Annotated in this window: 14 protein-coding genes; 13 read left to right on the forward strand and 1 reads right to left on the reverse strand. The window is 43.7% G+C overall.

Features of this window, described 5'->3' with window-relative positions; genetic code table 11:
* A partial coding sequence (locus CEX98_RS21290) for a contractile injection system protein, VgrG/Pvc8 family (protein ID WP_277948943.1) occupies positions 1 to 1682 on the reverse strand: 1682 nt, incomplete at its 3' end.
* 607 nt (positions 1683 to 2289) lie between these two features.
* Between CEX98_RS21290 and tssJ the strand changes: the two genes are divergently transcribed.
* From tssJ to tssH, 13 genes are all read left to right on the forward strand, one after another.
* A complete protein-coding gene (tssJ, locus tag CEX98_RS21295) occupies positions 2290 to 2721 on the forward strand; it encodes a type VI secretion system lipoprotein TssJ (RefSeq protein WP_277948944.1) in 432 nt (143 codons plus the stop codon).
* Positions 2721 to 4061, forward strand: coding sequence for a type VI secretion system baseplate subunit TssK (gene tssK, locus CEX98_RS21300; protein WP_099643999.1), 1341 nt, complete (start codon positions 2721 to 2723; stop codon positions 4059 to 4061). The genes tssJ and tssK overlap by 1 nt, the downstream gene beginning before the upstream one ends.
* A gap of 16 nt (positions 4062 to 4077) precedes the next feature.
* Positions 4078 to 4800 (forward strand): type IVB secretion system protein IcmH/DotU, encoded by a 723-nt coding sequence (icmH, locus tag CEX98_RS21305; protein ID WP_099644000.1) that lies wholly within the window; start codon positions 4078 to 4080, stop codon positions 4798 to 4800.
* 4 nt (positions 4801 to 4804) lie between these two features.
* Positions 4805 to 8515 (forward strand): type VI secretion system membrane subunit TssM, encoded by a 3711-nt coding sequence (tssM, locus tag CEX98_RS21310; RefSeq protein WP_099644001.1) that lies wholly within the window; start codon positions 4805 to 4807, stop codon positions 8513 to 8515.
* A 7-nt stretch (positions 8516 to 8522) separates the two neighbouring features.
* Positions 8523 to 9515 carry a type VI secretion system-associated protein TagF gene (tagF, locus tag CEX98_RS21315; protein ID WP_099644002.1) on the forward strand — a complete coding sequence of 331 codons (993 nt, stop codon included), beginning with the start codon at positions 8523 to 8525 and terminating at the stop codon, positions 9513 to 9515.
* A complete protein-coding gene (locus CEX98_RS21320) occupies positions 9512 to 11098 on the forward strand; it encodes a TssA family type VI secretion system protein (RefSeq protein ID WP_099644003.1) in 1587 nt (528 codons plus the stop codon). The genes tagF and CEX98_RS21320 overlap by 4 nt, the downstream gene beginning before the upstream one ends.
* A gap of 58 nt (positions 11099 to 11156) precedes the next feature.
* On the forward strand, positions 11157 to 11675 hold the full coding sequence (gene tssB / locus CEX98_RS21325) for a type VI secretion system contractile sheath small subunit (RefSeq protein ID WP_099644004.1): 519 nt from the start codon (positions 11157 to 11159) through the stop codon (positions 11673 to 11675).
* A 12-nt stretch (positions 11676 to 11687) separates the two neighbouring features.
* The gene (gene tssC, locus CEX98_RS21330; RefSeq protein ID WP_099644005.1) at positions 11688 to 13214 is read left to right on the forward strand and encodes a type VI secretion system contractile sheath large subunit; all 1527 of its coding nucleotides are present in this window, start codon (positions 11688 to 11690) and stop codon (positions 13212 to 13214) included.
* A 413-nt stretch (positions 13215 to 13627) separates the two neighbouring features.
* Entirely contained in the window at positions 13628 to 14113 is a 486-nt protein-coding gene (locus CEX98_RS21335; protein WP_099644006.1) for an Hcp family type VI secretion system effector, read from the forward strand.
* A gap of 62 nt (positions 14114 to 14175) precedes the next feature.
* The gene (gene tssE / locus CEX98_RS21340; RefSeq protein ID WP_099644007.1) at positions 14176 to 14577 is read left to right on the forward strand and encodes a type VI secretion system baseplate subunit TssE; all 402 of its coding nucleotides are present in this window, start codon (positions 14176 to 14178) and stop codon (positions 14575 to 14577) included.
* Positions 14577 to 16301, forward strand: a complete 1725-nt coding sequence (gene tssF / locus CEX98_RS21345) for a type VI secretion system baseplate subunit TssF (protein ID WP_099644008.1) — start codon at positions 14577 to 14579, stop codon at positions 16299 to 16301. Before tssE ends, tssF begins: the two co-directional genes overlap by 1 nt.
* Before the next feature lie 2 nt (positions 16302 to 16303).
* The gene (tssG, locus tag CEX98_RS21350) at positions 16304 to 17266 is read left to right on the forward strand and encodes a type VI secretion system baseplate subunit TssG (protein WP_099644009.1); all 963 of its coding nucleotides are present in this window, start codon (positions 16304 to 16306) and stop codon (positions 17264 to 17266) included.
* A gap of 28 nt (positions 17267 to 17294) precedes the next feature.
* Complete coding sequence (tssH, locus tag CEX98_RS21355) at positions 17295 to 19979, forward strand: type VI secretion system ATPase TssH (RefSeq protein WP_099644010.1); 2685 nt, start codon at positions 17295 to 17297, stop codon at positions 19977 to 19979.

Genomic DNA, 19979 nt, shown 5'->3' on the forward strand with positions numbered 1-19979 from the left:
TTGGCACTTACGTCAATTTGATTGGCGGTGACGTCTAGGTTGGTTGCTGCATCGGCAATCACCGACTTTTTACTCTCCAGTGCCAGTTGTTGTTTGGCGCTGGCAATAAAGGTTTTATTGGTGAGTAGTCGAATTGCGCTTTTAACACTGCCCAGTTGTATGTCTTTGGCTGCAAAAATGTTCATCGCGCCAAGTTGCGCAAGCCAGTGAATATAGGGCTGCTTTTTATCCCCATGTAATACCAGCTGCTGCTTGCTCGCTAAAGTTTGCAACACAATATGTGGGGTATTTGGGGTGTCATCAAACATCAATAGGTTTTGGCCACGAGAGCAGAGCACGTTCTGGGTGTTATTAGCACTAGTAACAACCGAAGGTTGGGTGTCGTTAATGGCAAAGCCTAAAATATAACTTTGGTCTGGGTCATTGTTCATACAACCGATGAGTACATTACTGTCTGGCAGCAGTGGAAAGTGTAATCCTGTAGGCTGCTTTTGACCGCGACAGACATATTGTGTGAGGCGCTTTACCGACTCGGTCACCTGATCATCAAAATGTACTTGCGTGGCATATTGCCCTTGCGTATCTACATGAGGGTTGGTCTTTGAACCAGACAGCGAGCGCACTGTGGCGGTAAACACCATCGGCTTGGGGCTATGCTCTGGGGGAGTAATACGAATTGGCTCACCCCGTGGTACACAAACCGACTCGCTATGGTGAGCAACTTGGTTTGGGTCATTAGCGCTGCCTTGTTTATACACCTGTTTACTGCGGATACAAGTATAATCGCCACCTTTCGCTGTGCCCAATTTACCATTTAACGAAAACGAATAACCGGCATTGGCTTCGGCCACATTTCCTACCAGCGTGACTTCATTTTTACCTTGTTGATAGGCAAGCTCGAGATTGCCGGTGCGCTCAAATTGCTCAGCGGGATTCTGTGCAGCAGGTTCAAAATAGCTACGTTGCGCCGAGCTGACCGAGGTTGGCGGATGGGCATTCATATGCACTTGTGAGCCACCCATTCTAAAACGATGGCGGCTTTGGCACTGCGTAAACCCAACAAAGCCAGTTTCATGTTCGTGAACCAGGCCATCTTTATCCGTTACCGACAGCAAACCTCGCTCAATATACGGGCTTGCGAGATTCCCCTCGGCAATCACTATCGACTCAATAAAGTCATGGCATTCAAACCAATAAATTAGCCCGTATTTTGCTAACAGCCGGGTGAAAAAGGTGTAGTCGTTTTCTAGCGCTTGTACGCACTGTGGTAGCGTGGGTAAATCTTTAGTGACACGCCATTTTATACATTCTTGTGAATAGCCTGCCTTCAAAATAAGAGAGTTGATTAAAGAGTGTACAGTTGTGTTTACGAAAACCTGACTTTTTTCTGTCCGCTTTAATAACTCCATTCTGGGCATAAGGGTTATCTCATAGGAGTTAGTATGCTCAGAGGTGATGGTTGAGCGGATCTCAAACAGAGTTCCCGTGAAAAAAGCGCTTGTTTGGTCTGGATTGATTATTTCAAAAGTTACATCATTACCAACCAAAAGTTCGAATGAAAGATCAGAGTCTGATTCTAAAGTACTACGACAAACGAAACCTTCATTGATACAAGTGGTTAGTTCAAAGTTGACCACGTGTGTGGTTTGGCTTGTGCCGTAAACTGCCATCCTTGTGTGCATGTTATTTAACCTACGCTGTGTTGCAGACGCTTTCAGTGGTCCACTATTTTTGGTTAATGTTATGTAAACAGTAATTGTTTATGTAATTATCTGTTATTAGTTTAATTCATAATATAAATAAGGTTATTACAGTATCTTGGTGTAATGCAAGTGTGTTTTAAAATTGCCTTTTAGTATTAATTTGATATTAAGGTTGATCTAAAAAACTGGTTTGTGTATCTTATGCGCCGTTCGAGAATGTACATCAAAAACCCGGTTTCTTAGTGTGGTTTTTGTTTTCAGGGAAGTGGTAATCTCAACGAGTTACAAGAAACCTTAATGCAAAATGAATTGATTTTTTGGTTTTTACTCCTTCCCTATGATCTTCTTGAGTCTTTATTAAATTCAATAAAAACAGTAGTTTGCAATAAGCTTGTGGAGAATTATGAATATTAATTTAGTATTCAGTTACGAACTGCATACTTGTGCACTGTAATTTCTTGTTAAATAGTTAAATCAATTGTATTTTTGCTATTGTACTGGAAATTAAAAAGATTAATTATTTCCAATAATCTATTTTGGATGTCTTATAGTTGAGGCGAATATGGCTAGGAATGCTTTATTTATAATGGTTTTATTTTTAACGGGTTGCATGTCTACTTACGTCAAGCTGGATGTAACTGCGACGGATAACATAAATTTAAACCAATTTGACGAGCCACTACCTGTGGTATTAAAAGTTTATCAACTTACAGATATTCAGGCATTTAAAAATTCTACCTTCGAACAGCTGTGGAAATCGGATAAATCGATTCTTGCAAATACGCTAGTGACTGTAGAAGAGCGGACCGTAAATCCATCTGATCGGGTTAAAATTGAGTTTGAACAGGCCGAATCGGCAAAGTATGTCGCATTTGTAGCATTGTTTAGAGATAGAACGGGCGGAAAGTGGCGAGCGTTTTATGACTTAAACGATTGGCCTGTGCCGCTTTCTACCTCTCTTGATATTGAAATTACGAGTAATTCTCTTCGTTTACCTGATGTTGAGGAGAACAAGTAATGCAGCATAATAACGTGTACAAACCGGTATGGGCTGAAGGGCTAATGTTAAGCCAACAGCATCTGCAACTGTTTGACCAATACCAGCAAGCTCAGCTAGTAGGCGTGCAACAAAGTTTAAAAGACAATGCATTTGGCATTGAGCGGTGTGTTTTTGATGAGTCAGCATTGGCTAAAGGTGTAGTCAAGCTACATAGTATCTCTGCAATTTTTAAAAGTGGTCGTCATATTCAACATGTGTTTACTGAGCATGAAGCGCCTATGTTTGAGCTAGATGACACAAAAAACGAGTACACCATAAGTATTGCACTAGCCAACAACCACTCAGTGAGCAATATCCAAGGTTATCCACAAACTGGGCAACTTAGCGCCTATGATTGTGACTTCGTTGAGCTTCAAGACGCCCATGACCCTAATCGTAAAGCTGAAGTGATGGTCGCTAAACCCAAACTTATGTTGGTCGAGCATAGTGCGAGCAATAGCTTTATTGAGCAACTTCCTTGCATCAAAGTTCGCCGCGGTGAGCACGGCCTCTTTGAACTTGATCATAATTATATTCCCCCAGTATTAAATATTAAGGCCCATGCTTACTTGTCTGAGCGAATAAATAAGCTGGTTAATATGATAGAAGCCAAGTATATGGCGTTACTTACAAACCGAGCAAGTATGGGCATAGTTGAAGACTTTGGGCCAACAGAATTGAAGCATTTTTTGTTGCTACAAGCCTTTAGCTCAGTGTTTCCAGAAATCAAACAGTTTTCAAGTGCTACTAGAGTGAGCCCTGATTCGCTATTTATGTCGCTGAATAAGCTGATTTGTCAGCTTATTAACTTTGAACCTGATGGTAGTCAATTTGAGTTGCCGAGTTATGAACATCAGGACCTTACCCATAGCTTTGGATTAATCGAGTCTCATATTCAGACGCTCATTGGTTCTATTAGCGCGGCTCGTTCTTCTGATCTGGCATTAACGGCAATTTCTCAATCTATTTTTGAGCTAAAAGAGTTAGACAGTAATTCATTGACTCGAGGTGAGATCTATATTGCGGCCTTCTATGAGCATGAATCTACGCAATGGATCGAGTTGTTTGCAGAGCAAGTTAAGCTTGCAGCACCAAGTCAGCTAGAGATTTTAATCGCCTCTGCACTTGGCGGCGTCAAATTAACACATTGCCAGCGCCCACCTAATAGAGTGTCAGTTAAGGGCGGTTATGAATATTTTAAAGTTGAACCTCATGGAGCGGCTTGGGAACAAGTTGTACAAGAATTAGCATTAAGAATTTTTGTGCCATTTAGCCTTCAAGGCGTGAAACTGGAAGTAGTTTCGGTGGCAAACACATAAACAATAGGTAAAGGTCATGGAAGCGTCGAAAAATAAATCCGAATTAGTCGCCTGTATTTCACCGGTACTTGAAGTGCTTACTTCAATTCGTCAAGGTGGGGCAGATCACCAAGGCGTTGATGGCTTACGTAGTAAGGTCATGGATGCTTTTGATGAATATGAAAAAAGCTGTTACGACGCGCGGATCGGCGCATCAGAAATGCAAGAGGCAAAATTCGCCTTAACTGCGTTAGTTGATGAGCAGATCATGACAGCGCAAAAGCCATACAGCATGGAATGGATGGCGCGACCTTTACAGCTAGAGCTATTTGGCAATATGCGTGCAGGTGAAGCATTTTTTGAAAAGTTAGAAAATATTCGCCGTGCATCCGCTCAGCAGCGCACGGTGCTTGAAGTGTACTTTGTTTGCCTGCAATTAGGGTTCGAAGGGGTATATAAAATTAAGGGTGTCGAGCAGCTCAAGGCGCTTATGCTAGATATCAGAGCGCAATTAGAAGAACTTTCTGGCCCTGCTAAATTACAGCTCTCAGACCATGCAAAACCTCACGAAAGTATGGTAGCAAAGGTCGGTAGGAATTTACCTTACTGGGTTATTTTATCAATAACACTAGCACTATTAGCTTGTATGTACGTTGGTTCTACCTATTTCATTGAGAACCGTGCGGATCAGCAAGTTGTGCAAATCGATAAGCATATTGAAGTTTTAACGCAGTTAGAGAAAACAGGGAAAGCGAGGTAGCAAGATGTCAGGAGTGAATCGTAGTGGGCTAGTGCACTTAGTTTTAGGGTTTTTATCGTCTCGTGCGACGGCGCATTGGTTTGGGATCATCGCGATCTTAACGCTGATCTGGTTTGCGGGTCGCTTTGTTGGTCTTGAAGATCAAAACCATCGCTTGATGGTAATGGGAGCGGTATTTGGCTTATTTTGCTTATCATTGTTAGTCCGTTGGTTGTGGGTAAAACGATCTGGCGATAAATTAGCAAAAGAAATTGCTAACAACCACGCTGGCACCGAGGCTGAAGTCGAAGAAATTAAAGCAAAAATGGAAGAAGCATTGTCTGCTTTAAAAGCTTCGCATTTAGGCGCCGGATATCGCGGTAACGCTGCACTCTATGCATTACCATGGTATATGATTATCGGACCGTCGGCTGCAGGTAAAAGCACTTTATTTGCAAACTCTGGTCTGCATTTCCCTTATTCAAAATCAAATCAGCTGCATATTCAGGGATTTGGCGGTACACGCAATTGTGACTGGTGGTTTTCAGACCAAGCTGTCCTTATCGATACTGCGGGACGCTATACTACGGAAGAGTCCGACAACGAACAGTGGCTCTCATTTTTAAAGTTACTTCGTAAATATCGTGCTAAGCAGCCGATTAATGGGGTAATGGTCGCTATTAGCGTCGCCGATATTCTTACTTCAGATAGTGAACAGATCCGAGATCACGTTAAACAGATCCGCGCTCGCATCGAAGAGCTTATTAACCAACTTGGACTGATTTTTCCGGTATATGTGGTATTTACTAAATGCGATTTGATCAGTGGTTTCGAACCATTTTTTAATGAGCTAAGTGAAGATGAGCGGAAACAGCCGTGGGGAGCATACTTACTAGAAGATGACGGAACCAATACTGGTGAAGTGGCAAGCGAAAACTTCTCAAAACACCTAACGGGGTTATACCAGCGCTTATGTGATCAGCGTTTGGTTAAAATGACACGCGAACGCAATGCTCAGCGAAAGCAGCTGATTTACGATTTTCCAAACCAGTTTAAGGCTGCATCTGCAAAGGTTGAAGAGTTTATCGACACGCTGTTTAAAGAAAACCCTTATCAAGAAGTCCCTTGGTTTGCTGGCGTTTATTTTACCTCAGGAACACAAGAGGGAACGCCTATTGAACGCAGTGCAACGAGTAGACTTTCCACCTTCCGTTCGGTGTTGTTCGAATATCGTCAAGAAAGCATTACTTCAGCATTCTTTATTAATCAGGTCTTCAAAGATGTGTTATTTAAGTTGCAGGACTTAACTCGTGGCAATCGCAAGAAACGCCGCGTGCAAAAGTGGCTTAAAGGCTTTGCAGTGTGTTTATGTGTTACCTCAGTTTTTGCGTTAGCTGGCCTACTAGTCAATTCGTACACTCACAATCAACAACTTCTAGTAACAGGTGATAAGTTGACAACGGCGGTGGTTAATACCCGAGTCGAAAACCAGCCATTGACTGAACAGTTTAACTCGACATTGTCATTGTTCTCGCATTATCAGGAGCTGATTAGTTACGAGAAAAAGCTACCTTGGTATTTCCTACTCGGCGTTTATAGCGCTGACAATACCATTGAACCAATTGAGCAAGTATTGCGCCAACGCGTTCAGGCTTTGATTGGTGAGCCAAGTTCTGAGTTGGTGCAGCATGCTTTATTTGAAAGTCATCAAAATTGGACCGCACTATTAAGCACAGAAGAACAAGTGGCTAAACGCATTGAGCCAAAGCTACGTGATAAATACTACCAGGCGCTGAAGTTACAGCTAATGATGAGTAGTGAGTTTGCACGTTTAGACCAGGATTATGCTAAGTCTGAACTACTTGATTACACCGCAGACAGATTAGCATTGATGCTGAATGAAGATACTCAAGCGTTAAATGAACAATTATCAGCTTTAATTGATTTTTATTTAGCCCAACTCGCTGTAGAGCCAAGCAATCAGCAGCTAGCTACATGGCAAAACAATGAGTTTTTAGTTAATCAGGCACGTTCAGACTTGATGAGCGCACCAGAACCCGCAGCTTTATATGAACAGATCAAAGCAAAAGTGACGGTTTCTAAAGCGGCATTAACCTTAGACCAGATGATGCAGCAAAACAATAAAACGTTTTTGCAATCAAAGTTAAGTATTCCGTATGTTTACACTAAAGAAGCGTGGGAAAATGAAGTGTTTGATGCAATCAAGATTGCCGCGAATCGAGCTTTTTCAGGTGACTGGGTAATGGGTACAGAGAACCCAGAGAACCAAGGTTCGGTGGATGAAGCAAAAGCCAGTGCCTTGGTCAAATCGATCCGTGCTCTGTATTTTAGAGATTATGCAAACGCTTGGTTTGAATTTTTAAATTCGGTTGAGATAAGCCCATTCAATACCAGTAATGCAGCGAGCCTAACTTTAGCGCAATTATCCTCAGCAGAAGGCCCACTAGTTGATTTGATGGCATCTATTGACGAGAACGTCAATCTAAGTGATACGCCAACTAAAAAGGTAAAAACAGAAAAGTTAGCAGAGCAAGCCAATGCTTTGTTGGCTAAATCGAACAACAGCAAAATGCAAGATGCCAAAATTAAAGCGGCATCTAAAACTCGGGTGCCAGAATTATCTAGCCGATTTGCAGATCTTCGTCGATACACTGCCAAAGGTGAAGAAAACGCACGCTCTGACTACCTAGAGCAATATTTAGGTGCGTTAAGTGCATTTCACTCAGACATTAAAACGATTGCTGCGAGTAATAACGATGATTACATGGCAACATCGTTTACCCAAACCTTACTCAATGGTGATAGTAAAAACCATGCGTTGCAGAGTGCATGGGTGGTGGTAGAAAGCCAAGTTAGGGCCCTTGATCCAGATACCAAGCAAGCGCTTGAAAAGCTATTAAAAGCGCCGCTATTAGCAAGCGTACAGACGGTAATGAATGAAGCTAAAGTGCAGCTAAACGAGCGCTGGACTAACCAAGTGTTCTTAACCTACAAAGACAATGTTCGTGGTAAATATCCGTTTAATATTGCAGGCCCCGACGCCGCTGTTGAAGACATCAGTGAGCTGTTGAATCAAGAGTCAGGGATATTTTGGCAGTTTATGACCGAAAACCTTTCACCTTATTTACGCCTAAAACGCGGTGAGTGGGTGGAAAAGACTTGGAATGGCATTGGCATTGGTTTTAAGCCAGGTGTGTTAGATAAACTCACTAAAGCCAGAAAAGTAACACGCTCGTTGTTCCCACGTGATGGTTCAGAGGTAGGGATCAGCTTTCAAATGATGCCCGTCGCACAAAGGGGCTTAAAAGAAACGTACATAGGGTTTAGTGATCAGAACTATCGTTATCGAAACGAACCTGAAGAGTGGCGCCGCTTTAATTGGCCTGCAAGAGCTGGGACGGAGAAAGCCGTTGTATATGGCCTTGACAGCAATGGCCGCAGAATTGAAATTGAAAAATCTGGACCATGGGCGTTTTTGAAGGTGCTTAACGAAGCAAACGTAAAGTGGGTACGTGGAACTGAGTTTATGGCGACTTGGCAACTAGAACGAGAGGCTGAAGAAAATAGCGCGCCTATCCAAGTCCAAGTAGCGCTCAAATCCAGCAGAAATAGCGGCATATTTAGCAAGTACTTTATGACGTCTTTTGCATTACCGGAGTCACTGTTTGATACCAGCGTAAATGTTGCATCCAGTGATAACGTGGCATTGAGGTAGGATCGGTATGTTTGGTTTTTTTAACAGTAAAAAAGTCGCCAAAGTGCCGACGACGCAGCCTTTTGGATTTATGGGGAAGAGTCCCATCCAAGCCGATTTCATTAAGTTTAACGTCGACTCGAGAGAAGCAATTACCCTAGAGCGCTGGCTACAAGAAGGTTATGCCGACATGAATCGACAGGCACAGGGGCAAGATAGCGTCGCACAAAAAGAACAATCAACACTATTTTTTATTGCATCGGGCCAGGACGAAAACTGTTTACTAGGCACTTTGCAACCCAGTGAAGATAAAAGCGGCAGACAATATCCATTTTGCTCATTTGTGCTCTCTAGTAATGCTGACTACAAGCAAAATCCAGCATTTTTATTTAGCGAATGCGACAGCGCTTTTAAATCTTTAAGCTTAAATCATGAATTGATCAGAAACTGCAGTAACGTGGAGCAAATGCGCCGCAGTGCACAAGCGCTTAAACAAGTAAGTGATCTCGTTTCGATGCCCATCGATTTTGATAAAGCGATGTCGGCTTTGCGTGCATCACCTATCCAACGAGTGTGGGATGCACTGGAATTAGGTGATTTAGATCAGCGGGCTCAGCTTATTGGTCAAGTGATGTCGGCGCTAAAAATGGTCAAAAATCAGGGTTGTCTACGTTGTCAGTTTGGCTTGAAACTGCCTATGCCACAAATGGGGGAGGACACTCATTTATTGGGGGCATTTTGGCTTCATCTCATTACTAATATGGTTGCAGATCATCACTGGCAACCCTGGTGTTTTTATAATTACGGACAGCTAAGTCAGCGTGCGTCGCTGGTGGTGTATTGCAGGCCAATGCCAGCATCCTATTTTTCATCTGTGTGGCTTGAGCACAATAGCCTGTCAACAACCATAAACCTTACCGGTACGCTGCCGCAGCATCCAGTGACACCACACATGTATGAATTAGCAAAAGCGTCGAATATGAGTGTATTCGATGCTTTAAGAAGTTGGAGTAAGCTATGAGTCAACCGCATAAATACCAAAGTTGGGACGCGTGGTTAGCGCGTTTACTCGAGCCGCTGACTGATGCTCCATGTGGTGAAGACTTAAAATACGAAGAGTCGTTTAAATCGTTAAAAGCATCTTCTTCAGGAGTTGCTGAGCCGGACTTTAAAGCCAACTTTATTTTGGCATCGACACTGTTAGAGTCCCAGACAAAAGATATTCGGGTCGCCTCGTATTTGGCTTTGGCAGCGACTGCTGAATTTGGACTTGAAGGTTTGATCCATTCATTGGATCTATTTAACCAGCTGTTACTAAAGTTCCAAGCGCAGATCCACCCAACCAAAGCCAGAGCAAGAGCGTCAGTTCATACTTGGTTTTTACAGCAACAGCAACGCTTACTCGGAGTTGCCACTGCTCATAGCGCAACAACGCCTGAGCAGTGGCCAGAACTACAGCGAGTACTTGACCAATATGCAACCGAGAGTGTGGCAATATTGGATGCCGATTCAGGCCCGCTAGCTGATTTAAAACAGTGGTGTGAGCAAGAGCTGATTTCACAGCCTGTCCCTGTGATTTCTGCGCAAGAAGTGCAGAAAGTGCAAGAACCATCGAAAACGGCGACACCAGCTGTCGAGACCCAAGCGCGCAAAGAAGCGCAAACACCTGTGGCTCCACAGCCTAATTCAGTTAAGCCTTCAGCCGCCGCTGCGGTCATTCCAGAGACACCACAGTCTGATTCAGCTTATACAGATCAAGTGCGCAAGCTGCTTAGTTATGACAGAGATAACCAAAACTGGATGCGAGCAATCCGCCTATCTCGTGCTGTAAGGTGGGGGGCGTTGGCACTTCCGCCCCATGACGGTGAGCTGAAAACCCGTTTACCAGCCCCAAGACAGGCTGCATTCGTGCCGATAGAAAATGCATTAGCGGCAGAGAAGTTTAGTGAGGCGCTTGAAAAAGCGGAAGCGCTTTTTATGGAAGGAGCGATGCACTTTAATCTGAACTTACAGAGGTTGACGATTACAGCGTTAGAGGGATTGAAGTTATTTAAAGAGGCACAGTGGATAGAATTAGAGCTGGCAGCTATTGCAGATCAATACCCAACGCTGTTGAGTCTCAAATATGAAGATGGTAGTGAATTTTGTTCAGCAGCAAACCGCGAAAGAATTGGTGAGCATAAACTACTTACCCAAAGTGATAGTGCGGCGAATGACAGTGACCAAAAGGTTTGGCTCGATAAGTTTAAAGAAGCACAAGCTTTGGTTGATCAGAATAAACTTGCGCAAGCCCTCAAGATTATGGAAGGCAATGCACAGGATAAATTCGAGTTTTCAAAACAAAAGCTATATCAAGCGCGCTTGTTAATGCGCAGTGAGCGCGCTGATCTTGCCTATCCGATGTTTATGCAGTTACTGCAAGACATTGAGCAGTACAGGCTGGATTTGTGGCATGAATCGTTTGCTCTTGAAGTGTGGCGCTATGCGAAACAATGTAATGAAGCTGTATCTGCAGAGCAAGGAGATGAATTTGACCAACGAGCGACTGAAATAAAGCAGCAAATGCTCGTAACCAAAGTAAGCTCAGCCATCGACTGGGTTTGAGTGTGAACCGCTGGGCTTGTGACGGCAGGCGCAACGACTGATTAAATAAGGAAAGACAATGTCTGATACGTTTCAAAAAGAGATCCCAAGAGCGCGGATTAATATAGCGCTGGAATTGGAAACCGATGGTGCAACGCAAAAAAGTGAACTTCCAATGAAAGTTTTGGTTGTTGGAGACTACTCTAACGGTCAAAACGATAGTGAGCTTTCTGAGCGAGAGCGTGTTGCCATAAATAAAAATAATTTAGAGCAAGTGCTAAAAGATATGTCTCCAAAAGCCCAATTCCAGGTGGCAAATAAAATTGCAGGTGATGGCGAAATTGGTGTCAATTTAACATTTGATGATTTTAAGTCATTTGACCCTGAACAGGTTGCTGCGCAAGTGCCTGAGCTAAACAAAATGATGTCCATGCGTAATCTACTGCGTGATTTAAAATCAAACTTGCTTGATAACTCAACACTTAGAAAAGAGCTTGAGCGTATCTTACAAAACAAACCTGAGCTTGAAGAGTTAAAGGCTCGCCTAAATGAGCTGGCGCCGCTTTTGTCTGAGCAAGAAAAACAACCGCAAGAGTAAGGACACTAAACGATGAATATGCAAGAAACGTTAAACGTAGAAGCGCGTAAAGAAGAAACTCTATCTGCTTCAGCTTATGAAACGATCTGCGACCTCGTGTCTATCGAGCCGGTTTCAAGCGAAATTAGCATTGATAACTTCCGTGACGCGAATAACCTAGCTGAAACGGATACTAACGAGCGACTCACAGCGGCAATCAACGTCTTTTTAGATATGGCAACGAACGATAACAAAGAAGTCTCTCGTATCGATAAATTGTTACTCGATGACTATATCGCAAAAGTAGATAAGATTATCTCTGAGCAGCTGGACGAAATTTTACATCATCCGCAATTTCAAAAAGTGGAGTCGGCTTGGCGTTCGTTACGTTACTTAGTAAGCCGCTGTCCAAACAACTCGAATGTTAAGTTAGAACTGCTGGACGTTGATAAAGAAACACTGCGAGATGACTTCGAAGAAGCCCCCGACACAACGCAATCTGCACTTTACAAGCAAGTTTACACCGCTGAGTATGATACGCCTGGGGGCGAGCCAATCTCAACTATGGTATCAAACTTTGAGTTCGATTGTTCTGCACCTGATATATCACTATTACAAGAGATTTCTCGTGTTTCGGCAGCGGCACACTGCCCATTTTTAGGTAGTGTTGGCGCTAAGTTTTTCTTAAAAGACTCACTTGAAGAAGTATCAAAAATTCAAGATTTAGGGTCATATATGGAACGGGCAGAGTTCTTGCGTTGGAAGAATTTCCGCGAGTCTGAAGATGCACGCTACATAGGTTTGGCATTTCCGCGTTTCCTACTGCGTTTACCATACGGTGACCTAAACCCGATTCGTCACTTTAACTATCAAGAAGACGTAAGCAGCGAGCATCATGAACGTTATTTGTGGGGGAACGCGACGTTTGCGTTTGCAGCAAACATCGTGCGTAGCTTCCACCAAAATGGTTGGGCGGTAAACATTCGTGGTCCGCAATCTGGTGGGCGCGTTGAAAACTTGCCTCTGCATTCTTTTGAAGCTGGCCGTGGTCAAGAAACTAAGATCCCAACCGAAGTGCTTATTTCAGAAACTAAAGAGCTAGAGTTTGCAAATCAAGGCTTTATCCCGCTTAGCTACTATAAAAACAGTGACTTTGCGTGTTTCTTCTCTGCAAACAGTGCGCAAAAACCGCAGATTTTTGAAACGCCAGAAGCAACCTCTAACTCAAGGATCAACGCAAGATTACCTTATATCTATTTAGTGTCGCGTATTGCTCACTATATGAAGGTGATCCAACGCGAAAATATCGGCTCCAGTAAACCCCGTCACGAGCTAGAGCAGCAGCTTAACGATTGGTTAGGCGCGTTGGTGACTAAGATGAATAACCCAGACGAGTCACTTATTGCGACGCACCCGTTAAAAGATGCTGATGTTACTGTGTCTGAGATCCCTGGGAATCCAGGTTACTACCGAGTCAATACTTATGTAGTACCGCATTTCCAAGTGGAAGGTATAGATGTGCGTTTAGCACTTGTTGGGCAAATGCCAGGCGAAAAATGAAGGCCTACTGAAAACCCGATGAAGCGTATTTAGGGCAGGGAAACCTGCCTTTTAAGAAGGTTGTCAAATAGCTTGAAGCTGAACGTTCTGCAACGTGACAACTGTATGCAAAATAAGTGTATAGAAATATTGAGTCTAGGTTTTGCATACAGCTGATACAGAGCAGCTTTTGAATAGCAGCATTAAATAGCCTCTGACCATCACTAAGACCTTAAATAGTATAAGTTGGTTAATGTGGTGGTTTGTAAAGCGAAGAGAAAGATTGCCCCAAGTTGGCTGCCACCAACTTGGGACATGTTCCCAAATTGGCATAAAGCGTGGCGCTTTGTTTGGGGATCAAGCGTGAAAAACTCGCGCTTGATCAATGCCATTATCAATTAGGAAACATCTTATATTAAAAGGAGAAATTAAAAATGGCAATTCCAGCGTATATGTGGTTAAAGGATGACCAAGGTAACGACGTAAAAGGTTCTGTGACTGTTGCTGAACGTGAAGGATCAATTGAGATTTTGCATTTCGATCACGAACTGCGCATCCCAACTGATAACGACACAGGCGAGCTAACAGGTACACGTAAGCACGAGCCTTTTGTTATCACCAAAGCGGTGGATGCGGCAACACCATACCTGTACAAAGCATGTTCAAACGGCCAAACACTGAAGCAACTTGAGCTTAAGTGGTATCGTATTGATGATACTGGTACAGAGCGTGAGTATTTCCGCCATACGCTTGAAGACGTAAAAATCACGTCTATCTCGCCAACAATGCACAATGTAAAAGATTTGGACAAAGAGCGTTATCCACATCTAGAAACTGTGCACATGCGTTATAAGCGCATCACTTGGACGTATCTAGACGGTAACATTGAATTCTCTGACTCATGGACTGAAGGTCGTTAATCTCGAGTGTTGGAGGCCCCTCGGCCTCCATTTCTAAAGCCAAATTAAGAGCGTATTTTCCTATGGCACTATTTGATTTGTTGGCTCAACCTTCGCGCCAAGCCTATAGCGATAATAATTTATCGCAGTTAAGCGAAAGCGTATGTAATCACCTAACACAGCTATTAAATGCGCGTAGAGGTGTGCTTGAGCATTTAGGTGACTATGGTCTGCCCGACGTGGAAGATTTATACGAAGGGTTGCCGTATTCACAGCAAACACTCGCCAATGAAGTGAAAAGAACCATAGAAAAGTACGAGCCTAGAATTACCAACCTCATTGTTCGTCCTGTCGACATCAAGGAGGAAAATTGTGTGATCCGATTTGAGATCCGAGCCCAGTTGAAAACGGGTGAAATCATTAGGTTGAACACAAAGTTTGCATCAGGTGGTAAAGCAAACGTCAATGCAGGAGGAGCAGACTAATGGATATGCAACAATATTTTGATGCACAAATGAGGCTGTTGACCCAAGCTGGTAAACAATTTGCCCAACAATATCCTGAACACGCTGGCTTTTTGAATATTGACGCACTTAAAGACAGAGATCCTCACGTAGAACGTTTACTTGAAGGGGTTGCTTATTTAACGGCATTTACTCAAAAACGCTTAGATGAAACACTGCCAGAAGTATCTGAACAAGTGCTCAGGCAAATTTGTCCAATTTTACTCAATTACTATCCGTCGACTACGGTCTTGGAGTTTGCGCCTAAGCTAACCATGCAGGGGCTTGTCTCGGTGCCAAAAGGGGCTGAGGTTTCCTCTAAAAAGAGTGATAAAGCACCGGTAGCTTGCCACTTCACCACAGCGGCAGAAACCAGCATTGTGCCGTTTGAGTTATATTCTGTTGATTATCACGAAAACCATACTGGTGCGACACTAAACTTACACTTAAAACGTGTTGGACAAGGTAGCTTAGAAGATTATGATCTTTCTACTCTTAGGTTTTACTTGTGTGGCGATACCCCGCTGTGTGCCAGCCTATATCAGATGATGAAAGCTCCTAATGGTGCCATTGAAGTCGAAACAGGTCAGCTAGGTAGTACCAAGCAATACACTTTAAATCAGTCAAAAATTGACGCCGCTTTTCATAAAGACAGTGCTGGAATTTTACCCAATAGTGAGCAAAGCCATCCTGCTTATGCTTTACTACTGGACTATTTTAATTCTCGTGAAAAGTTTTATTTTGTAGAGTTAATGGGGCTAGATAGTCTAGATATCGATCCTGATACCAATACCATCAGCATCAAGATCGCCAGTGACATTAAACTGCCACCCGGTAATAAGGTTAACGCTGACAATATTCTGCTTAACTGTGTTCCAGCCGTTAACATTTATCCAGTGGATGCGGAGCCTATTCGAGTCAGTGAAAATCAGACAGAATACCAGTTACACCCAGTGCAACATACCCTTGGTGAGCGCTTTTGTTACAGCGTGCAATCAGTTCGAGGTGCGAGTAGCAGCACAGGGCAAGCCATCGAGTTTGTGTCACGATATAGCACTGTGTATGAAGACAACGCGCATCTTTACTCTCTTATAAGTCGTGACATTGGCGGGGTTTCACCACAAACCTACATTCAGTTGTCAATGCATGAAGTAGGGGATATCACCACTTTATCTACCGATTTGCTTGCTCATAACGCAGCATGGCCGAGACAAACCTTGCAAGAGAGTGATATTAATCTTCCAAGCGCTGATGTACCACCAGTGCTAAGTGTTAAAAATGTAGTTCGACCAAGTAAATTGCTTAACTCACCAGAGCAGGCACTACATTGGCAGCTTATCAGTTTACTCAATATGCGCTTTTCTCAGCTTGCAGAACCAACGCAACTGAAAAAGCTGTTGGCGTTGTTTGATTGGTCAGAACGTTCTGAGAATCGCAATCGAATTGAGAGCATCCAAGGCGCTGAGTCTAAACCCATTTCCTTGTTACAAAGGGGAGTGTTTGTAAAAGGGATAGAAATTCATTTGACCTTGAACGAAAAGGGCTTTGTTTGTAACGCTGACGCTTACCATTTTTGCGACGTGCTACATCAGTTTTTTAAACTGTACGCTCCCATAAACGAATGCCTAAAAACACGTGTGACCTTGCTACCTAGTTATCGTGAGTGGGAGTGGGACGTTACCGCAGGCGATAGTTACCAGGTGTGAAGATGGAACAGCAAGAACAACCCATTTGGGCAAAGTTGCCCGAGCCAATTGCCCAGTTAATGGAACACCCTTGGCGCTTCAGCCTGTTTAAAGCCTTGACGCTTATTGAGCAACATTGGGCTAGTAATAATGAATTACAAAGCGGTCACAGCCATCGTGTTGAAATAGCGCCATATAAAGAGCTTGGTTTTCCTGCGTCTGATGTAAGACGTTGTGAGTTACAGGTTAAACAACGAGGCAAACTTAGGCTCGAAACTTCCTTTTTAGGACTCTATGGTGTTGATGCTGCAATGCCGCATTATCTTTTGGAACAGGCGGTAGGAGATGAAGAAACAGGAGCGCGAACGCGTGCATTCTTGGATCTGTTTAATCATGTTTTGTATTGTCAGTTATTCCAAAGTTGGAAAAAGTCACAAGTCAACCTAACAGGAATAGGCGCTCAGCAATTTGACCAAATTGTAGCTGCGGTGTTTGAAAACACTCAGTCGGATAAAAACAAGTTAAATCTGATCAGCGCAAAACAAACCAGTGCTGCTGGATTGGAGCAAGTTCTAAAACAAGCGTTAAAGTGCCCAAGTTTAACGCTTAAAGACAATATTGTTGAATGGGAAGAAATCACCGAAGCCGGAAAGCTTGGGAGTAAACAAGGCAGGTTTTCTCTAGGCGAAAACGCAGTGCTGGGAAACCGAGTACTGGTTACTGGTAACCGTATTTGTATTGAGTTAGGTCCAATGGATGAGGCGCAGGCACAGTCGTTTGAACCAGGCGGTGCTAAAGCAAAACAACTATCACAGCTGCTTAATTGGCATACTTCGACTCAACTAAACTGGCAGCTCATTGTACAAGTTAACCGTCGAGCCCATGAGGGGACTCGCTTAGGCGCTGGCAAACTTGGTAAAAGTTGTGCGCTGGGCAAAGTGAAAGCAAGAGTAGAAAAGAAGATTTATTCACAATCACAGTATTAATGCGAACGGGAATAGCAAGGATAAAAAGATGGACGCAACAAGCATAAAGCACCTTATAGATAAACTAAATCACCACAGTGCCACAGCATTAGAAGCGGCAGCTGGGTTTGCAGCAAGTCGAAAGCATTTTGAAGTGCTACCAGAGCATTATCTTTTAAAGTTAATGGAGGAGCATAACGATGGCGATGTTGCGAAGATTTTGCCGTTTTTTGAAGTAGACCAAGATACCCTTTGGAACAGCGCCCTTGAGTTTATCAATCAACAAGACGCTGGTAATCCGAGTAAACCGGTGTTTTCTCGTAGACTATACGAATGGCTTGAAAAAGCTTGGCTGAGTGCAAATATGCGCCATCAAAGTGATTGGATCACAGGAGCTGCACTGATCGATTCATTTAAAGACATGGCAATTTATAGTCCTGCTTTTGGCCTAGCCCGTGAGTTCGACAAAATTGATACTCACTTTTTAAAGCAAAACATAAATAAGATCTGCAAAGGATCAACCGAACGCCAAGTTTTTAGTAAACCGAGTGCGAACAACACGATTTCTAACAGTAAGGCGCAAGACGAAAGTGCACTCAATGCATTTTGTGAAGACCTAACAGAGAAAGCCCGTGGCGGAGCCATTGATCCGGTGCTTGGTCGAAATGAAGAAATTCGTCTTGCCATCGACGTATTGTGTCGTCGCCGGAAAAACAATCCTATTTTTGTGGGAGAGCCGGGGGTTGGTAAAACTGCAGTTGTAGAGGGGCTTGCGCAACGTGTTGTTGAAGGACAAGTGCCCCCTGAGCTGAAAGATGTTCGGATCTGTGTGTTAGACATGGGGCTTCTTCAAGCTGGAGCGGGTGTAAAAGGTGAGTTTGAGCGACGACTTAAACAAGTGATTGATGAAGTGAAGGGCGCCGCAACGCCTGTGATCTTGTTTATAGACGAGGCCCATACTTTGATTGGTGCTGGTGGTGATGCGGGCATGGGTGATGCCGCCAACTTATTAAAACCAGCCCTTGCGCGCGGGGAAGTACGCACGCTTGCTGCAACAACATGGAGTGAATATAAAAAGTATTTTGAGCGAGATGCTGCGCTTGAGCGACGCTTTCAGCTAATTAAGGTGGACGAGCCGAGTGAGCAAGCAGCGAAGCTCATGCTAACCGGCTTAAAAGACAAATACGAAAAACACCATCAAATCCAAATTACTGACAGCGCAATCGAAGCGGCAGTATCACTGTCTGCAAGATATATTACCGGTAGACAATTACCGGATAAAGCCATTGATGTGCTGGATACAGCTGCGGCCATGGTCCGAATGGGGCCTGCCACCTCTCCTGTGGTTATTGACAAAGCGAAAGAGCAAATTCGCTATTACCAAAGCCGTATTGAACGCTTGGGGTTGGAATCAAAGCTGGGTATTGCCGATCAAACTTGTATTCAAAGTTTGACCAATGAGTTGGCGCAAGCACAGACTGAACTGGCTGCGCTTGAGCAAAGCCGAGCTAAGCAAATCGAAGTATTTAATGCTTTGCATGCTGCAAGTGAAGAAGAAAAACCAGAGATAAGACATTTGCTTGCGTCTTTAAATCAAGACGATAATGCCATTTTCTCCGAAGTGACCAGTGACACTGTTGCGCAAGTGATTGCGAGCTGGACAGGGATCCCTGTCGGTAACATGGTGAAAGATGAGCTTGAAAATCTTATTACCTTAGAACAGTCACTAGCTCAACATGTGGTCGGACAAACCGCTGGGCTTACCGCAATTGCACAGACATTGCGGGTAGCTAAAGCTGGCGTGTCGGCATCGGCTGGTCCATTAGGTGTGTTTCTGTTGGCTGGCCCCTCTGGTGTAGGTAAGACAGAAACTGCCAAACACATAGCAGAGCTTCTATTTGGTGGTGAGAAGTTTTTAACCACCATAAACATGAGCGAATATCAAGAATCACACACGGTTTCTCAATTAAAAGGCTCACCCCCTGGCTATGTTGGATATGGTGAAGGGGGAGTGCTAACTGAAGCAGTGCGCCAACGACCATACTCTGTGGTGCTGCTTGATGAAGTTGAAAAAGCACACGCAGATGTTATGAACATGTTTTATCAGGTGTTTGAAATGGGTGTAATGCGAGACGGAGAAGGACGTGAAATAGATTTTAGAAACACCGTTATCATTATGACTTCAAACCTAGGTGCTGAGCAGATCATTAACGCGTGTACACCTGAAACTGAGCAACAAGCGATGCAGCAGATGGTTGATGGCATCATTCAGCAAGGTGTACCGGAAGATGAAGAAGCTGAAGGAAATAAAGCACAAACGCCGTTTGAGCGACCAAGCTTTCAGCAGCTAGTCAGCTTGATTAAGCCAAACTTGCTCGCGCATTTTGCTCCGGCATTATTAGCTCGGATGCAGGTCGTACCGTTTTTTCCACTAGATACCGAAGTACTAAAGCATATTGTTGCATTAAAGCTTGAGAAAGTGGCTACGCGTTTGCGGGACAACCATGCAATAGGACTTCGTGTAGACCAAAGCGCACTTGATTATCTTGCGGATAAGTGTGCGATGTCTGATAGTGGCGCACGCTTAGTCAACGCAACGATTGAACAACAGATTTTACCGGGAATAGCTCGCTCAATTTTAGGCTTTATGAGCGAAGAGGATATGCCAGATTTGCTAACGCTTACACTGGATGACAAGGGTGAAATTGAAGCCGTATTTGCCGACTTAAGCTAA

Origin of the sequence: Pseudoalteromonas piscicida (assembly GCF_002744175.1) — a bacterium.
Taxonomy (GTDB): Bacteria; Pseudomonadota; Gammaproteobacteria; order Enterobacterales; family Alteromonadaceae; genus Pseudoalteromonas; species Pseudoalteromonas piscicida_B.